12 protein-coding genes are annotated in these 18,929 nt (G+C 74.6%); 8 read left to right on the top strand and 4 right to left on the bottom strand.

The window, feature by feature from the left end; translation table 11 throughout:
• Positions 1-84: 84 nt before the first annotated feature.
• Complete coding sequence (locus tag ACFWJO_RS20615; protein WP_386867064.1) at positions 85-2,097, top strand: iron ABC transporter permease; 2,013 nt, start codon at positions 85-87, stop codon at positions 2,095-2,097.
• 46 nt (positions 2,098-2,143) lie between these two features.
• Here the strand turns inward: ACFWJO_RS20615 and ACFWJO_RS20610 are convergent, their stop codons facing one another.
• On the bottom strand, positions 2,144-3,616 hold the full coding sequence (locus ACFWJO_RS20610; protein WP_386867062.1) for an MFS transporter: 1,473 nt from the start codon (positions 3,614-3,616) through the stop codon (positions 2,144-2,146).
• Positions 3,617-3,848: 232 nt separating this feature from the next.
• On the opposite strand from ACFWJO_RS20610, the gene ACFWJO_RS20605 reads away from it, so the two are divergent.
• From ACFWJO_RS20605 to recQ, 7 genes are all read left to right on the top strand, one after another.
• Positions 3,849-5,669, top strand: a complete 1,821-nt coding sequence (locus tag ACFWJO_RS20605) for an IucA/IucC family protein (RefSeq protein ID WP_386867060.1) — start codon at positions 3,849-3,851, stop codon at positions 5,667-5,669.
• A gap of 12 nt (positions 5,670-5,681) precedes the next feature.
• Complete coding sequence (locus ACFWJO_RS20600) at positions 5,682-7,220, top strand: pyridoxal phosphate-dependent decarboxylase family protein (RefSeq protein WP_386867058.1); 1,539 nt, start codon at positions 5,682-5,684, stop codon at positions 7,218-7,220.
• Complete coding sequence (locus ACFWJO_RS20595) at positions 7,217-9,001, top strand: IucA/IucC family protein (protein WP_386867056.1); 1,785 nt, start codon at positions 7,217-7,219, stop codon at positions 8,999-9,001. The genes ACFWJO_RS20600 and ACFWJO_RS20595 overlap by 4 nt, the downstream gene beginning before the upstream one ends.
• A complete protein-coding gene (locus tag ACFWJO_RS20590; RefSeq protein WP_386867054.1) occupies positions 8,998-9,600 on the top strand; it encodes a GNAT family N-acetyltransferase in 603 nt (200 codons plus the stop codon). The genes ACFWJO_RS20595 and ACFWJO_RS20590 overlap by 4 nt, the downstream gene beginning before the upstream one ends.
• The gene (locus ACFWJO_RS20585; protein WP_386867052.1) at positions 9,597-10,925 is read left to right on the top strand and encodes a lysine N(6)-hydroxylase/L-ornithine N(5)-oxygenase family protein; all 1,329 of its coding nucleotides are present in this window, start codon (positions 9,597-9,599) and stop codon (positions 10,923-10,925) included. The genes ACFWJO_RS20590 and ACFWJO_RS20585 overlap by 4 nt, the downstream gene beginning before the upstream one ends.
• Positions 10,922-11,599 carry a hypothetical protein gene (locus ACFWJO_RS20580; RefSeq protein WP_386867050.1) on the top strand — a complete coding sequence of 226 codons (678 nt, stop codon included), beginning with the start codon at positions 10,922-10,924 and terminating at the stop codon, positions 11,597-11,599. The genes ACFWJO_RS20585 and ACFWJO_RS20580 overlap by 4 nt, the downstream gene beginning before the upstream one ends.
• 64 nt (positions 11,600-11,663) lie before the next feature.
• Entirely contained in the window at positions 11,664-13,706 is a 2,043-nt protein-coding gene (gene recQ, locus ACFWJO_RS20575) for a DNA helicase RecQ (RefSeq protein ID WP_386867048.1), read from the top strand.
• 25 nt (positions 13,707-13,731) lie between these two features.
• On the opposite strand, the gene ACFWJO_RS20570 is transcribed toward recQ, so the two are convergent.
• From ACFWJO_RS20570 to ACFWJO_RS20560, 3 genes are read right to left on the bottom strand one after another with little or no spacing between them, the layout of a single operon-like run.
• Positions 13,732-15,204, bottom strand: coding sequence for a hypothetical protein (locus ACFWJO_RS20570; protein ID WP_386867046.1), 1,473 nt, complete (start codon positions 15,202-15,204; stop codon positions 13,732-13,734).
• A 53-nt stretch (positions 15,205-15,257) separates the two neighbouring features.
• Positions 15,258-16,898: a serine/threonine-protein kinase gene (locus ACFWJO_RS20565; RefSeq protein WP_386867044.1), complete on the bottom strand. Its 1,641-nt coding sequence runs from the start codon at positions 16,896-16,898 to the stop codon at positions 15,258-15,260.
• Positions 16,895-18,664 (bottom strand): FHA domain-containing protein, encoded by a 1,770-nt coding sequence (locus tag ACFWJO_RS20560; protein WP_386867042.1) that lies wholly within the window; start codon positions 18,662-18,664, stop codon positions 16,895-16,897. The genes ACFWJO_RS20565 and ACFWJO_RS20560 overlap by 4 nt, the downstream gene beginning before the upstream one ends.
• Between the last annotated feature and the right edge of the window lie 265 nt (positions 18,665-18,929).

Below are 18,929 nucleotides of genomic sequence, written 5' to 3'. Positions count from 1 at the left end.
CATCTGGGGTGTGGGGGGGTGGGGGAGGAGCGGAGGCCCCCCCCCGGGGAGGAAAACCCTGCCCCCCACAAGGGCCCCTTTTTGGTGTCCGGCGCCCTGTCCCTCGTCCTCGCCGCGGTCGTGGTGATCCACCTCGGCCTGGGCGTGTCCGGCGTCGGCATCGGCGACATCCTGGACCTGCTGCTCGGACACGGCGACGCCCGTACCGCGGACGTCCTGGTCGGCAGCCGCCTGCCGCGCACCCTGACCGGCCTCGTCGTCGGCGTCGCGCTCGGCGTCTCCGGCGTGCTCGTCCAGGGCGCGACCCGCAACCCGCTGGCGGCGCCCGACACGCTCGGCGTGAACGCCGGAGCGTACTTCGCCGTGGTCCTCGTGGCCTTCACCGGCGTGAGCCTCGGCCCGGTGCCCGCCGGCGGCGCGGCGTTCCTCGGCGGACTGCTCGCGGTCGGCCTGGTCTACCTGCTCACCAGCGGGGGAGTGCTGACGCCCGGCCGGGTGCTGCTCGCCGGGGCGACCGTCGCCCTGGCCGCCACCTCGGCCGCCGAGTTCCTGCAGATGCTCGACGTGCAGGCCACCCGCGGACTGTTCTTCTGGGGCAACGGAACCCTGCTCCAGTCCGGCCTGGAACGGCCGCTCACCCTGGGCGCCGTCGTCCTCGTCGGCGCGCTGGCCGCCCCGTTCCTGGCCCGCCCGCTGGACCTGCTCGCGCTCGGCGACGAGACCGCGCAGGCGATGGGCGTACGGGTCGAGCGGGTCCGGCCCGCCGCCTTCCTGCTCGCCGTCCTGCTGTCCGCGTCGGCCGTCTCGCTCGCCGGCCCGATCGGCTTCGTGGGCCTCATCGGGCCCGTGATCGTACGGCAGTTGGGCATGCGACGGCACGCTCTGCTCGTCCCGATGGCGGCCCTGCTCGCCTCCGCGCTGGTCCTGGGCGCGGACGCCGCGGCCCAGCTGATCGTGACGCCGTCCGCGACCCAGCCCGCCGAGATCCCGGTCGGCGTGGTCACGGCACTCATCGGCGGACCGGTCTTCATGGCCCTGGCCCGGCGGGTGAGCACCGGCGACGCCGACACCGGCGCCGCCGTGGTGGTGTCCGACCGGCGGCGCGCGCCCGGATACGCCGTCGCGCTCGGCGGCGGCCTCGTCGCCCTGGCCGTGGCGATGGCCGTGTCGCTGCGCGTCGGTGACGTGCCCGTCAGCTGGAGCCAGCTCGGGGCCGCGCTGACCGGCTCCGCCGAGCAGATCACCGAGGCCGTCGTCTCGTTCCGGCTGCCGCGCATCCTGGTCGCCGCCCTCGCCGGCGCGTGCCTGGCCGTCGCCGGTGCGGCCGTGCAGGCCGTCGTCCGCAACCCGCTGGCCGAACCGGGACTCGTCGGCGTGACCGGCGGGGCGTCCCTCGGCGCGATCACGATCATCCTGCTCGTCCCCTCGGCACCGCTCGTCGCCCTGCCCGCCGCGGCCGGCGCCGGCGGTGTGCTGATGCTGCTCCTGGTGCTCCTCGTGGCCCGCGGCACCCGCGGTGGCGGCCGGTCCGGGATCGACCCGACCCGGGTGGTGCTCGTCGGCATCGGCGCGGCCGCGACCTCGATGGCGCTGGTCAACATCATGGTGGTGGGCGCGCAGATGAACATCTCCGCCGCCCTCGGCTGGCTCGCCGGCAGCACGTACGGCCGGGACTTCTCGGCCCTGGGCTGGCTGGCGCTGCCCGCCCTCGTGGCCGTGCTGCTGGTGGTCGCCGCCCGCCCGGTGAACCTCCTCTCCCTCGGCGAGGAACTGCCGCGGGCCCTCGGACTCGACCTCGGCCGGGCGCGGCTGCTCGTCCTCGGCGCGGGCGCGGTCCTCGCCGCGGGCACGGCGGCCGCCGTCGGCGCGGTGGGCTTCGTCGGCCTCGTCGCGCCCCACCTGGCGCGGAGGATCGTCGGCAACAGCACCGCCCGCATGGTGCCCATGGCCGCCGTCCTCGGTGCCGTCCTGGTCGTCTCGTCGGACGCCCTGGGCCGCTGGCTGCTCGCGCCGACGGAGATCCCGGTGGGCATCGTCACGGCCCTGGTCGGCACCCCGTACCTCGTCTGGCTCCTGCGCAGGAGCCGCGACGTCTGAGGCACGGGAGGCCCGCCGGCGGCGGTGCGCCGGGCGGGCCCGTGCGTCAGGAGGGCTGGGGTGCCCGGCTCCGCGGGCGTTCCGTGCGGGCGCCCGCGGCGGCCGGCGCGGGCCTGAGCATGCGGGCGGCGACCACGCCCAGGAGGCACACCAGGGCGGCGGTCAGGCACACTCCCGTGAAGGCGCCGGAGAAGGCCGAGCGGGCCAGCGGGCGGAGGGCCGGGGCGAGGAGGTCGAACCGTCCGGTCTCCACGGCCTCCCGCATCGGCGCGGCGCCCGCGGGGCCGGTGCCGAGGCCGCTGTCCAGGCGGACGGAGAACACGGCGCCGAAGACGGCCACGCCCGTCGCGGTGCCGAGCGGGTAGCAGGCGTTCGTGAGACCGGACGCCATACCGGCCCGCTCGGCGGGCACCGTGCCCACCGCCACGCCCATCAGCGGCGGGAAGATGACGGCCCCTCCGACGCCGAGCAGCACCAGACCGGTGACCAGGGCCGGATGGCCCCAGCCCGCCCCGGCCGCGGCCAGCGAGAGGAGCCCGAGGCCCTGCGCGGCGAAGCCCGCGGCCACCAGGACGTCGGGCGCGTACGCCTGCTGCAGCCGGTTCACGAACATGCCCGCGACCAGCAGACTGCCCGTCAGGGGCAGCAGGAGCAGGCCGGCTTGGAGCGGCGTGTACGCGTGGGTGCTCTGCAGCCACAGGGTGAGGAAGGCGAGCATGCCCAGGCTGGACAGCCGGGCGAGGAAGCCGAGCAGCGCGGCACCCGAGAGGGCCCGGATCCGCAGCAGCGTGATGTCGATCAGACCGCCGCCGCGCCGCTGGCCGGCGGCCAGGGCCACGGCGAACACCACGCAGGCGGCCGCGGAGGCCAGCACCTCCGGTGCCGTCCAGCCGGCCTCGGGACCGGTGACCAGCGGATAGTGCAGCGCGAGGAGGAAGCCGACGGCGAGGACCGCGCCCGGCACGTCGACCCGCCGCCCGGTGTCCCCGGGCGCGGCGGACTCGGCCATGCGGGTCAGCGCGCCGGCCACGACGAGGACGCCGATGGGGACGTTGACCAGGAAGATCCAGCGCCAGCCCAGCGCCTCGACGAACACGCCGCCGACGATGGGCCCGAGCGCGCCGGCGGCGGAGGCCACGAGGGCGTACGAGGCGATCGCCGCCTGGCGTCGGGCACCCTCGTACGCGGCGGCCAGGAGCGCGAGGGTCGGCGCGAACACCATCGCTCCGCCGAGCCCTTGGGCGGCCCGGGCGGCGATGAGGGTGCCGGCGTCGGGGGCGAGTCCGCACGCGGCCGACGCGAGCGTGAACAGTCCCATTCCGGCCATGAAGACGGCTCGTCTGCCGATCCGGTCGGAGAGGGCGCCCGCGGTGAGCAGCAGCGCCCCGAAGGTCAGCGAGTACGCGGAGACGGTCCACTGCACCCGGCCGAGACCGGATTCCAGATCGCGGGCGATGTCGGAGAGCGCGACGTTCACGACGGTCACGTCCAGGGTCATCATGACGCCGCCGGCGCTCACGAGCGCGAACGTCCATCGGGGGCCGTGCCGTCGGGAGGGCACCGCTGAACACCTCCGTATGCGGTTCGAGAGCGGGCCGTTCGCGCGCCGGTCGGGCTACGCCGGTCGGTAACTGGCCTTCTCTGTCTGAAAGTTGACCTTGCTCATTAGGTAAGCCTAACCTAATGTAACGCCCGCTTGGGCGTCCAGGCGTTCGAGCGAACCGAATCCAGACAGAATCCGGAGCCGCCTGATGACCCCGACCGACCATCCCGTGCCCGTCCTGCCCGACGTGGATCCCGCGGCCTGGCGGGAGGCCAACCGTCGCCTGCTCGCCAAGGCCCTGGGCGAGTGGTGCTTCGAAGACATGCTCAAGGCGACGGCCACCGAGGACGGCGGCTACCGGATCGACCTCGACAGCGGCACGACCTACGCCTTCCGCGCCGAGCCCGGCGCCTTCGGCTGGCTGCGCGTCGACCCCGACTCGATCACCCGCACCGCCACCAGCATGCTCGGCAACTCGATCGCCCAACCCGCCTGGGACGCCCTGCAGTTCCTCATGGAGGCGGCCTCCACCATCGACAGCGACCCCTCCACCGTCGCCACGTACTTCACCGAGCTCTCGGCCACCCTCGCCGTCGACGCCGCCCGCCTCACGCACGGCGGCGAGCCGGTCGCCGAACTGCGCGCCCTCGGCCACTCCGAGCTGGAGTGCCGCATGACCGGCCACAACCTCCTCGTCGCCAACAAGGGCCGGATCGGCTTCTCCGCCACCGACGTACGGCAGTACGCCCCCGAGTCGGCCCAGTCGCTCAAGCTCCTCTGGGTCGCCGTCCACCGCGGCCTCGCCGAATTCCGCGGCACCTCCGAACTGTCCGAAACCGGCATCCTGTCAGCGGAACTCGACGAGGACACCCGCCGCCGCTTCACCGCGGTCCTGGAACAGGCCGGCGTCGATCCCCAGAGCTACGTGTGGATGCCCGTGCACCCCTGGCAGTGGGACCACGCCGTCCAGACCCTGCACGCCGCCGACGTCGCCCAGCGCCGCATCATCCCGCTCGGCGACAGCCCCGACGCGTACCTGCCCGGCCAGTCCATCCGCACCATGGCCAACGTCACCTCGCCCGACCGGTACGACGTCAAACTCCCGCTGAAGATCCTCAACACCCTGGTCTGGCGCGGCATCCCGCCGCACTGCACCATGGGCGCCCCCGTCGTCACCCAGTGGCTGCGCGGCCTCGTCGAGCGCGACCCCTTCCTCACCGACGAACGCCGCACCGTGTTCCTCGGCGAGGTCGCCTCCGTGACCGTGCGCCACCCCTACCTCTCCACCCTCGACCAGGCGCCCTACCAGCACCTGGAGACCCTCGGCTGCATCTGGCGCGAATCGGTCTCCGCACGCAAGGACCCGGACGAGCACGTCCGCACCTTCGCCTCGCTCCTGCACGTCGACAGCGCGGGCGACGCCTTCGTCGCCGAACTCGTCCGCGCCTCGGGACTCGACCCGCAGGACTGGCTGCGCCGCCTCTTCGACACGCTCCTCGTGCCGGTCATGCACGTGCTCTACCGCTACGGCGTCACCTTCAACCCGCACGGCCAGAACACCCTCATCGGCTACGACGCCCACGACATACCGGTCCGCCTCTACCTCAAGGACTTCGTCGACGACGTGTGCGTCTCCTTCACCGACGTACCCGAACGCGGCCCCGAGCCGGACGGACACGACCACGTCCTGCCCCGCAAGCACCCGTCGATCATCAAGCAGCACGTCGTCGACCAGGTCTTCGTCGGCCACTTCCGCTACCTCGCGCCGCTCTGCGCCGAACAGCTCGGCGTGCCGGAGCAGACCTTCTGGCGACTCGTGCGGCAGACGATCCTCGACTTCCAGCAGCAATTCCGCAAGCGCTTCCCCGAACTCGCCGGTCGGTTCGCCGAGTACGACCTCCTGACCCCGGAGATCCCCCGGTACGGCCTGAACCGCGACCGCATCGTCGTCACCCGCTACGGCGACCGGGCCCTGCGCCACGCCCTGTTCCCGAACGGTACGCACCCCAACCCGCTCGCCGAAGGCTGAGGAGCACCCGCCGTGACGCCCCTGACCCGCACCCGGCCCCCACGGTCCGGCCTCGCACCGTCGCCGCTCGCCGGCTCCCGCACCGGACTCGCCGACGTCCTCACCGCGCTGACCGGCGCCGTCGACGCCGCGTCCAACGCCCGGCGCCCCGACGGCCCGCTGCCGGCCGGCACCCCCGCCGAGGTGCTCGCCGCCGCCTCGCGCGCACTCGGCCCGGCCGAGCTGCCCACCGAAGGCCTCGGCGCCGAAGCCGCCCTCGGCCTCCTCGCCACCGTCCTCGTCGAGCACGGCATCGACCTCTCCCACCCCCGGGCCGCCGCCCACCTCCAGCCGCCCTCGCTGACGGTCGCCGTCGCCGCCGACGTCCTCGCGAACGCCGGCAACGCCTCGCTCGACACCTACGACTCCGGCCCCTCGGCCATCGCCGTCGAACGCTGGCTCATCGGCGTCCTCACCCGGCTCGCCGGCCTCGGCGAGCGCGCCGACGGCGTCCTCACCCCCGGCGGCTCCCTGTCCAACCTCATGGGCCTGCTGCTCGCCCGCGACGCCGCCGCCCACCGCCGCGGCGTCGACGCCCGCCAGCACGGCGTCGCGGCGCTGCCCGGACCCGTCGTGTTCTGCTCCGAACTCGCCCACTTCTCCACCCACCGCGCCTGCGCCGCGCTCGGCCTCGGCGAAGCCGCCGTCCACGCCCTGCCGGTCGACGACCGGCGCCGCATGCGGCCCGACGCCCTGCTCGCCGCCCTCGACGCGCTCGGCCCCGACCGGACGCCCGTCGCCGTCGTCGCCACCGCCGGCACCACGGACTTCGGCTCCGTCGACCCGCTCCCGCAGATCGCCGAGATCGCCGCCGAACACGGCATGTGGATGCACGTCGACGCCGCCTACGGCTTCGGCGCGCTGTTCTCGCAGCGCCTCGCCGGCCGCCTCGCGGGCCTGGAACTGGCCGACTCCATCACCCTCGACCTGCACAAGACCGGCTGGCTGCCCGCCGCCGCCAGCGTGCTGCTCGTCTCCGACACGACCGCGTTCACCGCGCTCGACCGCGAGGTGGCCTACCTCAACCCCACCGACGACTCCGAGGCCGGCTACGACGGACTGCTCGGCCGCAGCCTCCAGACCACCCGCCGCCCGGACGCCGTGAAGGCCGCCGCCACCCTCCTCACCTACGGCCGCACCGGCATGGGCCGGCTGATGGACACCTGCCACGACCTCGCCCGGCACGCCGAACGCCGCATCCTCGCCGAACCCGGCCTCGAACTGGTCGCGCCGGCCGAACTCACCACCGTCGTCTTCCGCTACCGCTGCGCCGACCCGGCCGCCGCCGACGAGGTCAACGGCGCACTGCGCCGGCACCTCCTGGAAACCGGCACCGCCCTCATCGGCCGCACCGAGGTCGACGCCGCGGAACCCGGCGCACCGCGCCAGGTGTGCCTGAAGTTCACCCTGCTCAACCCCACCGCCACCACCGACGACATCGACGGACTCGTGGACGCCGTCCTCGACGCCGGCCGCACCTGCGAACGACTCATCAAGGAGAACGCCGCATGAGCACCACCACCACGGCGGCAACCACCCAGGCCGACCCCCTGCACGATCGGGACGCCCGAGGCGCCTCCGAACACGCCCACATCGAGGCGCTGCTCCGCTGCTGGCTGCGCGAGACCGGCACGCCCGTCACCCCCGGCCCGCTCCGGGTCGAACTCCCCACCGCGGGCCTCACCCTCGTCACCGAGGTCACCCACCGCTCGCCCACCGGCTGGCACCGCTTCGGCCCCACCCGCCTGGAGGGCCCCGGCGGCCCGCTCGGCGAGACCGCCGACCCGGTCACCGCCGTCGCCCTGCTCTCCGCCGAGGCCGCCGCACGCGGCGGCAGCCGCCCCGGCGGCGTCCCCGCCGGCGAGGTCGCCGACCTGGTGGAGCGCACCGCCGAATCCGTACGCCGGGTCGCCACGTTCATCGCCGACCGCCGCACCCGCCCCGAACCGCCGCCCGGCGTGGACGGCTTCCTCGACGCCGAACAGGCCCTGCTGCTCGGCCACCTGAACCACCCCGCGCCCAAGAGCCGCGACGGCATCTCCGACCACGAGGCCGCCGCCTTCTCACCGGAACTCCGCGGCTCCTTCCGGCTGCACTGGTTCGCCGCCGACCCCTCGGTCGTCTCCCACGACGCCGTCGACGGCGCGCCCTCCCTCGCCGGCCGCGACACCGTCGCCCTCCTCGCCGACCTCGCCGGACGGCGACGCGACGACGGCCGGATCCTCATCCCGGCCCACCCCTGGCAGGCCAGGGACCTGCTGCACCGCCCCCGGATCAAGGCCCTCGTCGCCTCCGGCGCCCTCACCCCGCTCGGCGAACTCGGCCCCGCCTGGTGGCCGACGTCCAGCGTCCGCACGGTCTACCGGCCCGACGCCGACGTGATGCTCAAGCTCTCCCTCGGACTGCGGCTCACCAACTCCCGCCGCGAGTCCACCCGTACCGAACTGCGCCGCGGCCTGGAGATCAACCGCCTCCTCGACGCCGGACACGCGGCCGACACCTTCGCCGCCCACCCCGGCTTCGCCATCACCCGCGACCCCGCCTGGATCGCCGTCGACGAACCGGACCGCCCCGAGGGCCCGGACGTCACCGGCCTCGACGTCGCCGTACGCGAAGTGCCCCGCGACATCGACTCCCTGCGCTGCCTGGTGGGACTCGTCGCCCCGCGCCCCGGCCTCGGCCGCAGCGCGCTCGGCGACCTGGTCGCCGGCCTCGGCCCCGACGCGGCCGAACAGTGGACGGCCGACTACACCGACCACGTCCTCGTCCCCATGCTGCACCTGTACGCCGCCACCGGCATCGGCCTGGAGGCCCACCAGCAGAACACCCTCGTCCGCCTCGACGAGCGGGGCCGGGTCACCGGCAGCACCTTCCGCGACAACCAGGGCTACTACCTCGCCACCTCCCACCTCCCCGGCGTGCTCAAGCGGATCGGCGCCGACTCCTCCACCCTCGCCGTCGTCGACGACGCCCTGGTCGACGACCGGCTCTCGTACTACCTGCTGCGCAACCAGGCCCTCTCCGTGGTCGGCTGCCTCGCCGTCGACGGCCTGGCCGACGAGCGCGACCTGCTCGCCGTCCTCGCCGGCCGGCTGCGCGCGGCGCTGCCCGCCCTGGCCGCCGCCGGCCCCGACGGCGACCGGCTCGCCCGCCGCTGGCTCACCGCCGACACCCTGCCCTGCAAGGGGAACCTGCTCACCCGGCTGCACGGCATCGACGAAGTCCTCGCCCCCCTCGACGCCCAGTCCGTCTACCTCGACGCCCCCAACCCCCTGCAGGAGGCAGCCTCATGACCACGGTGGACCCCACGGTGGAGCAGACACCCGACGACGCCACGATCCCCGGCCCGCCGCTCCCCGTCCTCCCCGGCCGCTGGTCCGCCCGCGTCGCCCGGGCCGAGGGCACCGACCTGGACCTCGTGCACGGCTGGATGCAGTCCCCGCACATCGACGCCTTCTGGCACCAGGCGTGGCCGCGCGAGCGCTGGTACGAGGAGATCGCCGGCCACCTCGCCGGCGACGCGATCCTGCCCCTGATCGTCGACCTCGACGGCCGGCCCGTGGCGTACGTCGAGGTCTACCGGGTCTTACGCGACCGGCTCGCCGGACACTACCCGCAACTGCCCCACGACCTCGGCGTCCACATCGCCATCGGCGAGCGGGCACGGACCGGCATGGGCCTCGGCCGGACCCTGCTGCGCGCCCTCGCCGAGGGACTGCTCACCGCCGACCCGGCCTGCGTCCGCGTGGTCGCCGAACCCGACGTGAACAACGCGCCCTCGCTGCGCGCCTTCGAGGCCGCCGGCTTCCGGCCGTCCGGCACGGTCGAGTTCCCCGACAAGACCGCCGCCCTGATGATCCACCCGCGCACGGAGGAGGACCTGCCCCGATGAGCGACAGCACCACCGAACACGACGTGGTCGCCGTCGGCTGCGGACCCTTCAACCTGGGACTCGCCGCCCTCGCCTCCACCGTGGACGACCTCGACCTCGTCGTCCTGGAGGAGCGCCCCGAGTTCACCTGGCACCGCGGCATGATGTTCGGCGACGCGTCGATGCAGGTGAACTTCCTCGCCGACCTCGTCACCCTGGTCGCCCCCTGGCACCCCCTGTCGTTCCTCGCGTACCTGCACGACAAGGACCGGCTGTACACCTTCACCGTGCGGGAGAACTTCTTCCCCTCGCGCCGGGAGTACGAGGACTACCTGCGCTGGGCCGCCGACAGGCTGCCCTCCGTGCGCTTCTCCCACCGGGTCGAGGAAGTCGACTGGAACGCCGACGAGGAGCGGTTCACCGTGCGCGTGGTACGCGGTGACGGCACCGCCGTCCGGATGCGCGCGCGCCACCTCGTCATCGGCATCGGCACCGCGCCGCACCTCCCCGACGCGCTCGCCGCGCTGCCCGGCGAGCGGATCCTCCACACCGCCGACTACCTCTACCGCTCCGGCGACGTGGCACGGGCGGAACGGGTCACCGTGGTCGGATCGGGCCAGTCCGGCGCGGAGGTCGCCGTCGACCTGCTGACCCGCAACCTCGACGGCGGCCCCGCGGTCAGCTGGCTCACCCGCACCGGCTCCTGGGCGCCGCTCGACTACACCAAGATGAACCTGGAGCTGACGACCCCCGCGTACATGCGGTACTTCCACTCGCTCCCCGAGGACGTACGGGACCGGCTGGTCGGCGAACAGTGGCAGTTCTACAAGGGCATCTCCACGGACACCCTCGAGGAGATCCACGAACTGCTCTACCGCCGCCAGCTCGAAACCGGCCTCGCCGACGTCGAGCTCCGCTTCGGCACCGCCGTCGAGAGCGCCGCCGTCGACCCCGCCGGACGGACCGTGCTCGGCTGCCGTCACCTCGACACCGGCCAGGCCTTCGAGCACGTCACCGACCTCGTGGTCGCGGCGACCGGTTACCGCGCCCGTCCGCCGGCCTTCCTGACCCCGGTCGAGAAACTGATCCGGCGCGACGCCAGGGGACGGCCCGTGGTCCGCGCCAACCACTCCGTCGAGCTCGCCGACGGCGTGACCGGAAGGATCTTCGTGGCCAACGCCGAGCTCCACGCCTACGGCGTCTCGACCCCGAACCTCGACATCGGCGCCGTACGCAACGCCACCATCCTGAACGCCGTCACCGGGAGGGAGACCTACCGCCTGCCGGAGAGAAGCGCCTTCACCCGCTTCGCAGCGCCCGCGCAGACCCCGTCGCACGGCCGATGACCCGGCTGCCCTCGCGGCTGCGCGACCAGGTCGTCGAGTGCCTGCGGGGAGGACACGACCCCGAGGAGGCGGCCGCCCGGTACGGACTCGCGCCCCAGGCCCTGGAGGCGGCGGCCGCCACGGACAGCGCCCTGGCGGTCGCCCTCACCGGGCGCGACCCCTACTCCCGTGAGGCGGAGGCCGCACGGCAGCGGGCCGAGGTCCTGCGGTGCGTCGCCCTCGGCATGACGCTCGCGGCCTCGGCGCGGGCGGTGGACGTGCCCGAGAGCTCCCTCAGCCTCTGGCGGAGCGAGGACGCCCTGTTCCGCGCCGCGCTCGACGCCGTCCGCGCCCTGTCCGACGCCTCCGCCGGGGCGCCGCGCTCACGGATGACGCCCGCCAGGACCCGGCTGTTCCTGCAGTCCCTGAGCGAGGGCGACACCGTGACGGGAGCCTCGGCCCGCGTGGGGATCGCCACCGCCACCGTGTACGCGCGGCGCAGGCGCGACCCGGCCTTCGCGGACTGGATGGACGCGGCGCGCAAGGAAGGCGCCCGGGCCCGGCTGCGGAAGAGGACCGCACGGCGCCGGCGGGCGCAGCGGTGGGAAGGGAGGTACCGGCTGATCCGGATGGAACCCCGGGCGGAGGCGTACGCGGAGCCGGACGCGGGCGAGGGCGGGCGACCGGCCTCGTAGCGGGTTTTCCACAGGTTCGGGCCGGTGGGCGAAGGGTGTCGGCGGGGGCGGCTAGGCTTTTCGAATGGCCCTCACCGACGCTTCCCCGGACACCTCGGACGCCTTGCAGGTACTGCACCGAGTCTTCGGTTACGGCTCCTTCCGCGGCGAGCAGCAGGAGATCATCGAGCAGGTCGTCGCAGGCGGCGACGCCCTCGTGCTCATGCCGACCGGCGGCGGCAAGTCGCTGTGCTACCAGATCCCGGCGCTCGTCAGAGAAGGCACCGGAATCGTGATCTCGCCGCTCATCGCGCTCATGCAGGACCAGGTGGACGCGCTCACCGCGCTCGGGGTGCGGGCCGGCTTCCTCAACTCGACCCAGGATCCGTACGAGCGGCAGGCGGTCGAGCAGGCCTTCCTCGCCGACGAGCTGGACCTGCTCTACCTGGCGCCCGAGCGGCTGCGCACCGAGGGCACGCAGCGGCTGCTCGACCGGGGCCGGGTGTCGCTCTTCGCGATCGACGAGGCGCACTGCGTCGCCCAGTGGGGTCACGACTTCCGGCCGGACTACCTGGCGCTGTCCATGCTGCACGAGCGCTGGCCCAAGGTGCCGCGGATCGCGCTGACCGCGACGGCCACCGAGGCCACCCACGCCGAGATCGCGGGGCGGCTCGGCCTGACGGAGGCCCGGCACTTCGTCGCCAGCTTCGACCGGCCGAACATCCAGTACCGCATCGTCCCGAAGAACAACCCGCTCAAGCAGCTCCTCGAACTGATCCGGACCGAGCACGACGGGGACGCCGGAGTCGTCTACTGCCTGTCGCGGTCGTCGGTGGAGAAGACCGCCGCCTTCCTGGTGGAGCAGGGCATCGACGCCGTGCCCTACCACGCCGGCATGGACGCCGCGGCCCGCGCGGCGAACCAGGCCCGCTTCCTGCGCGAGGACGGCGTCGTGGTGGTCGCCACGATCGCCTTCGGCATGGGCATCGACAAGCCGGACGTGCGCTTCGTGGCCCACCTGGACCTGCCGAAGTCCGTCGAGGGGTACTACCAGGAGACCGGCCGCGCCGGGCGCGACGGCGAACCGGCCACGGCCTGGCTCGCCTACGGCCTGCAGGACGTGGTCCAGCAGCGCAAGCTCATCGACGGCTCCGAGGGCGACGAGACGCACCGCCGCTCGCTGGCCGCCCACCTGGACGCGATGCTCGCCCTGTGCGAGACGGTCGACTGCCGGCGCGTCCGGCTCCTCGCCTACTTCGGCCAGTCCGCCGAGCCGTGCGGCAACTGCGACACGTGCCTGACCCCGGCCGAGTCCTGGGACGGGACGGTCGCGGCGCAGAAACTGCTGTCCACGGTGTGGCGGCTGGCCAGGGAACGACGCCAGAAGTTCGGCGCCGGACAGATCATCGACATCCTCCAGGGCAAGAAGACGGCCAAGGTCATCCAGTTCGACCACGACCAGCTCTCGGTGTTCGGCGTCGGGGCCGACCTCTCGACGGCGGAGTGGCGGGGCGTGGTGCGCCAGCTGCTCGCGCTGGGGCTGCTCGCCGTGGAGGGCGACTACGGGACGCTCGTCCTGACGGACGGCAGCGGCGAGGTCCTCGGCGGCCGCCGCCAGGTCCCGTTGCGCAAGGAGACGGCACCGGCCCGCCCCTCCCGCAAGGAGTCCGGGTCCGCCTCGCGCTCCGGGAAGGGCGCGCGGGTGCCGGTCGACCTGCCGGCGGCCGCGGTGCCGGTGTTCGAGGCCCTGCGCGCCTGGCGCGCCGCGACCGCCCGCGAGCAGGGCGTCCCGGCGTACGTCGTGTTCCACGACGCGACGCTGCGGGAGATCGCGACCCGGCTCCCCACCACGGTCGAGGAGCTGGGGACCGTCGGCGGTGTCGGCGAGGCCAAGCTGGCCAAGTACGGCGAGGGCCTCCTGGACGCCCTGGCGGAGTACGCGGCCGGCGCCTCCGGCCCCTCGCCCGACTCCGGCTCCCGCCCCGCCTCGGCCGCCGCGCCCGTGGCACCGGTTTCGGCGGCTGCGGCGGCCCCGGCGCTCGTGGTGCTGGCGCGGCGGGCGCCGCAGGACGAGGAGCCGCCGTTCGACTTCGACGAGACCGAACCGCCCTGGGACGACTGGGAGTAGCAGGGCGGGCCGGAAGCCGTCCGCGTCAGGCGGCGCAGGAGTAGCGGAAGGTCCCCTCGGCCTCGACGGGGGAGTCCGCGGGGCGCAGGACCTGGAGGCGGGCCGTGCCGCGGAAGAGGCCGGGTCCGCGGACCGTCCACTGCAGGTGCACCGTCACCTCGCGCTCCCCGCGGCGGGCCGTGCGGGTCAGCTCCTCGGACTGCCGGCCGTCGCTGCGCAGCCAGCGGTAGGTGATGGGCCCGCCGCGGCCGTCGGTGTGCACGACGCCGGTCACCTCGGCGGTCTGGCCGCAGCTCAGCTCCTGCGTCGGCGCCGTGACGTCGGCCGCGGTCACCGTGGGGCCGGCCGTCGGCCGCAGCAGCAGCCACAGGACCACGGCGACCGCCGCGAGCACCGCCACGGTGCCGAGCAGCCCGGCGCGCCGACGCCGCTTCCGTACGGGGGCGGCCGTCGGGGCGGCCCACAGGGCCCGCAGGGCCTCCTCCTCGCTGAGCGGCACTCCGGGCCCGAAACGCAGCAGGATCTCGTCGTCACCGCCGTCACCCGCCTCATCGCCGCCACTGCCTTCGGCGGACGCGGCGGGAAAGGTGGCCGCGGCGGGTGCGGCGGCGGCACTCCGGTTCCGCTTGCCGAGCACGGTGACCTGGTCACCGGCGACGGCGGCAGGGGCCGAGCTCCGACCACGCCGCCCGAGCACGGTTTCCTCGGTGCCGTCCGCCGGGCCCTCCGCCGCGTCGTCCGTCGGGCCGTGCGGCTTCGCCGGTGTGGCGGCGGCCGCCGTACGCAGGGCGGTTCGGCGGAGGAAGTCCTGGGGAAGGACCGTGCGGCCGGAGGTGAGGGTCGTGCGGGCCGTGGTGAGGTCACCGGAGTCGGCCGCGGCCGCGCAGCGGGCGAACAGTTCCGCCGCGGGCGAGCCCGCCGTCGCCCAGGCGGTGCTGAGGGTACGGGCGAGCGCGGCCCATGCCGTGACGTCGTCCTGCTGGGCGGCGGCCGTCGGGACGTCGGCGGACAGTGCCGTGGCGAGGGCGGCCTCCGCGAGCAGGGCGGTGCCGTCCGGGGCGAGGACGACCCGGTCGGGCGCGAGCGCACCGTGGGCGAGACCGGCCGCGTGCAGGGCGAGCAGGGTCTGGGCGGTCTCGTTGAGGACGCTCGCCGCGCTGCCCTCGTCCAGCCCGGGCGCCCCCTCCGCCAGCAGGTCGGCCACCGTACGCATCGGAGGGCGCGAGACGAGCAGCCACACGTCCCCGGCCTCCGCCACCAGGTCCACCGTGGCCGGCACACCCGGAAGCCGCAGCTTCGCCACCGCGACCACCGTGGCCGCGAGCCGCTGCCGCGCACCCTCCGGAGCGAGCAGCGCGCGGTCGATCCGCAGCGCGCCGTGCGGCGGCTCGCCGGCGTCGCCCGGCACCAGGGCGTGCCAGGTGCCGAACCGCCCGTCACGCGACCAGTCCGACAGGGCGCGCCCGGCGACCGTGGCGGGTGTCGCGGGTGTCGTCATCGTGTTCCGTACTCCTCTGTGGTCACTCGGTTCATGCGGGTCACTCAGGTCACTCAGCACGGCGGCGCGTCCGCCGAGGCCGTCTGCGGTCCGTTGGCGGACTGCGGGCTGGTCCGCACCGTGACGTTCCAGGTGCCCCGGCACGGGTTGCCGGAGAAGTCGCCCTCGAAGGTCACGGAGTACTGGGTGCTGCCCGACAGCCGGCGGGACTGTGAACCGTACGAATTGGCGGGCGAGTTGCGGTAGAAGTCCGCGGTGACGGTGACCGGCCCCGTACCGGTGGTCGTGATGGTCACGTCGGCGATCAGCCGGTAGCCCGGCGCGCGGCGCACGGAGCCGATCGAGATCGTGACCGTGCCGGCCGTCGGCGGAGCCGGGGCGGTGGTCGTGGGGACCGGGCGCGTCGTCGTCGGCGCGGGGCCGGGGCCCGGGGCGGTGGTGGCCGCGGTCGGCGTGCCGCCGGTGGCGGGAGCCGGTGTGGTGCCGCTCGGCGACGGGCCGGCCGAGGCGCTGCCGGACGGTGAACCGCTCGGCGTCGGCGAGGTGGTGCTCGCCGACGGCGAGGCCGAGGGCGAGGCGGACGACGAGGACGCGGAAGGGGAGCCGGACTCGACGGGCCTTCCCGACGGCACGGACGTGGCCACCGTGGTCGTCGTGTCGTCCGTGCCCGCCGTCGCCACCGTGACCCCGCCCGCGGCCACGGCCAGCACGGCCACGCCCACGGCCGCCTGCCACAGGGGACGCTTCAGACGGCCGAGCACGGTCAGCGCCGGAGTCACCTCGTACACCGCGCCCGTCACCGCGAACGGGAACAACAGGGCCAGCAGGGCGGCGAGCCGGGCGAGCCCGCGGCGCCCGCGCTCCTCCCAGCCGGCGCCGTAGCCGGCGACGGCGGCGCGTTCCAGGTCGGCGAGGAAGGCCTCGATGCCGGGCCGGTCCGCCGCCTCCTTCGCCAGGCCCTTGCGCAGCAGGTCCCGCACCGGCTCGGGCACGTCCTCCAAGGCGACGGGCGCCCGCAGATGCTGGAGCCGCAGCGCGATCAGGTCGTCGGCCTGGAACGGGCGCCGGCCGGTCAGACACTCGTAGAACACGGCCGCCGCCGCGTACACGTCGCTCGCCGGACCCGCCGGCTCGCCCTCCCACTGCTCGGGCGCCATGTACGCCGGCGTGCCCGCGGCCTCCGCCTCGCGGCCGGCGCGTACGGCGATTCCGAAGTCGGCGAGCGCGCTCGAACCGTCCGCGCGGACCAGCACGTTCTCCGGCTTGTAGTCGCGGTGGACCACCCCGGCCGCATGGGCCGCGCCCAGGCCGAGCAGGGAGCCCTTGAGCAGCACCAGGGCCGCCTCCGGCCCCGTCGCCCCGTGCGCGCGCAGCATCTCCCGCAGGGTGACCCCGTCCACCGCCTCCATGACGATCGCCGCGCCCGACCGGGCCTCCACGTACTCGTACAGCCGCACCACGCACGGGTGCCGCAGGTCGCCGAGCAGCCGCGCCTCGGCGCGGAACCGGGCCAGGAAGTCCCGGTCGCCGTGGAGCCGTTCGCTCAGGTACTTGACGGCCACGGGCACTCCCGTCGCCTCGTGCCGCGCGAGGACGACCCGGCCCCCGGCGCCCCGGCCGAGCGCCTTCACCGCCGCGTAACCGGGTACGGACCAGCCGCCGTCCCCGCCTGTCGCATCCTTCATTCCGCTCATGCCGCCCCCTCCACGGCCACGCCGTCCGCCGGACGCGCCGGGCCCGTGCCCGCCGCCGCGCGACGCCGCTTCACCACTCGAACCAGCCACCGGACCGGCGCCGCCCACACGGGGAACGCCACCAGCGCGACGACCACCGCCACGATCACCGTGTCCCACGGCGGGTCCACCCGCCCCTTCAGCCACTCCCCGAGCCGCGAGTGCCAGGCCAGCAGCGCCAGGACCAGGAAGCCGTACGTCCCGACGATCACCGCGAGGCCGTACGCGGCCATCCCGGCCTGCCGCGCTCCGGGCCGGCGGCCCGCCCGCAGGTCACGCCAGAGCCCCTTGCGAAAGTACGCGCTGGCCTCCTGGCGCAGCCGCGGCACGCGCAGTGCGTCGGTGAGGGCCTGGTAACCGTCCAGCGGCATCAGCGGATTGACGTTGTACAAGGTGTTCAGATACAGGCCGAAGGCCAGGTGGAACAGCACGGCCGAGACGGGTCCGACGGGCAGGTACGCCGCGCCCACCGCGCACCAGCCCGCCAGGGCGGCCGTGGAGACCGGCCCCGACAGCGCCACCACGACTCGCGACCAGCGGGTGCCGAACCACATGTCGCTCGTGTCCACGAACGCGAACGGCATGCCCATCATGAGCATGAAGCCGCCGCGCCGTACCTTGCGCCCGTACGACTTCACCGCCAGCGCGTGCGCCAGCTCGTGAACCATCAGGGCCGATATGTAGCCGGCGGCCAGCGCCACCGGCCCCCAGATCCCGGCCCCGCCGAAGTCCAGCAGGTGCTGCCGGCCCTGGGCGGCGCCGAAGAAGGCCACCAGACCGCCGACCACCGACAGCCACACCAGTGCCACGCCGGTACGGGTGAAGAACCGCCAGCCGAAACGGCCGTAGAGACGGCTCACCGCACCGTCGAGGCCCCGGACGGACACCTCCGTCTTCAGCAGCGCCCGGTACACGGCCCGCCAGAACCGGCGCCAGCGCGTGCCCTCCCGCTCGTCCTCCTGGCCCGGCAGGCCGCGCAGCAGGTCCGCCCGCGCGAACGTCGCGAGCGCTGCCTCGATCCGCGGCAGCGCCAGCTCGCCGAACCGGTCGGCGTACGCGAACAGCAGGTCCCGCACGGTGTTCTCGCCGTCGACGGCGTTCCACAGGAACACCTCGCGCTCGTCGAGCCGGAGGTACACGCCGGTACGGGTGTTGCTCAGCACCCAGTGCGGTTCCCGCGGGCCGTCCGCCGGCACCTGCTTCAGCGCCCACCCGCTGCGGCGGCGGGGCCGCGCGGTGAGCGGACCGGCGGCCTCCGGCACCTCCTGCCCGGGCACGGCGGCCGGCAGCTCCGTGAGCTGGGTGCCGACCACCATCGTCCGCGAGCCGATCCGCGCGTCGCGGGGCTGCTCGAACACCATGCGGACGTCGCCGACGGACAGTTCGGCCCCGTCGGCGAGCCGCGCCGAGCCGCCGTGGAGGTTCACACCGGCGACCGAGGTGCCGTTGAACGAGTCGAGGTCCTCGATCCTGAAGCCCGAGCCGTCACGGACGACACGGGCATGGCGGCGCGACACACTGCCGTCCGGCAGGACGACGTCGTTCCCCGCGTCGCGGCCGAGTGTGGTGACCTGACCGGTCAGCGTCACGAGAAGCCCGGGGTCGTCGAGGCCGCGCAGCAGGGGCGCGGCGAACGAGGTCGGGGCCGCGCCGCGGCGGAGCGTGCCGCAGCGCAGGCAGTACGGGAAGTCGCGCCGCACGTGGACGCGACAGGCGTGGCACAGCATGCGGCTCAGACCGCTCCGGGGCCGCGGAACGCTCCGCCGTCGAGGCCGCCGGGCGTGCGGTGGCCGGTGTCCAGCTGGGTGCCGATGCGGTCGATGCCGCCGAGGCCGCCGGGGCGGAACACGCCACTGCCCGTGCCGCCGGAGTCGGGCGCGGGCGTGTCGGCGCGGCCGCCGCCGCGGCCGCCGTTCTCGCCGTCGTTGCCTCCGCCGGTGTCGCCGCCGCCGTCGCCGCCGCTGGGCGTGCCGGGGCGGCCGCGGCCGTTAC

It is taken from the genome of Streptomyces sp. NPDC127092, from assembly GCF_042722475.1.
Taxonomy (GTDB): Bacteria; Actinomycetota; Actinomycetes; order Streptomycetales; family Streptomycetaceae; genus Streptomyces.
The sequence above is the reverse complement of the archived record's forward strand: the minus strand, read 5'-3'. Positions and strand labels throughout refer to the sequence as shown.

Coding starts and splice junctions, on each gene's coding strand:
- ACFWJO_RS20565 (WP_386867044.1), bottom strand. CDS start 16,898: ATGAGCGGAATGAAGGATGCGACAGGCGGGGACGGCGGCTGGTCCGTA.
- ACFWJO_RS20570 (WP_386867046.1), bottom strand. CDS start 15,204: ATGACGACACCCGCGACACCCGCCACGGTCGCCGGGCGCGCCCTGTCG.
- recQ (WP_386867048.1), top strand. CDS start 11,664: ATGGCCCTCACCGACGCTTCCCCGGACACCTCGGACGCCTTGCAGGTA.
- ACFWJO_RS20590 (WP_386867054.1), top strand. CDS start 8,998: ATGACCACGGTGGACCCCACGGTGGAGCAGACACCCGACGACGCCACG.
- ACFWJO_RS20605 (WP_386867060.1), top strand. CDS start 3,849: ATGACCCCGACCGACCATCCCGTGCCCGTCCTGCCCGACGTGGATCCC.
- ACFWJO_RS20580 (WP_386867050.1), top strand. CDS start 10,922: ATGACCCGGCTGCCCTCGCGGCTGCGCGACCAGGTCGTCGAGTGCCTG.
- ACFWJO_RS20560 (WP_386867042.1), bottom strand. CDS start 18,664: ATGCTGTGCCACGCCTGTCGCGTCCACGTGCGGCGCGACTTCCCGTAC.
- ACFWJO_RS20595 (WP_386867056.1), top strand. CDS start 7,217: ATGAGCACCACCACCACGGCGGCAACCACCCAGGCCGACCCCCTGCAC.
- ACFWJO_RS20585 (WP_386867052.1), top strand. CDS start 9,597: ATGAGCGACAGCACCACCGAACACGACGTGGTCGCCGTCGGCTGCGGA.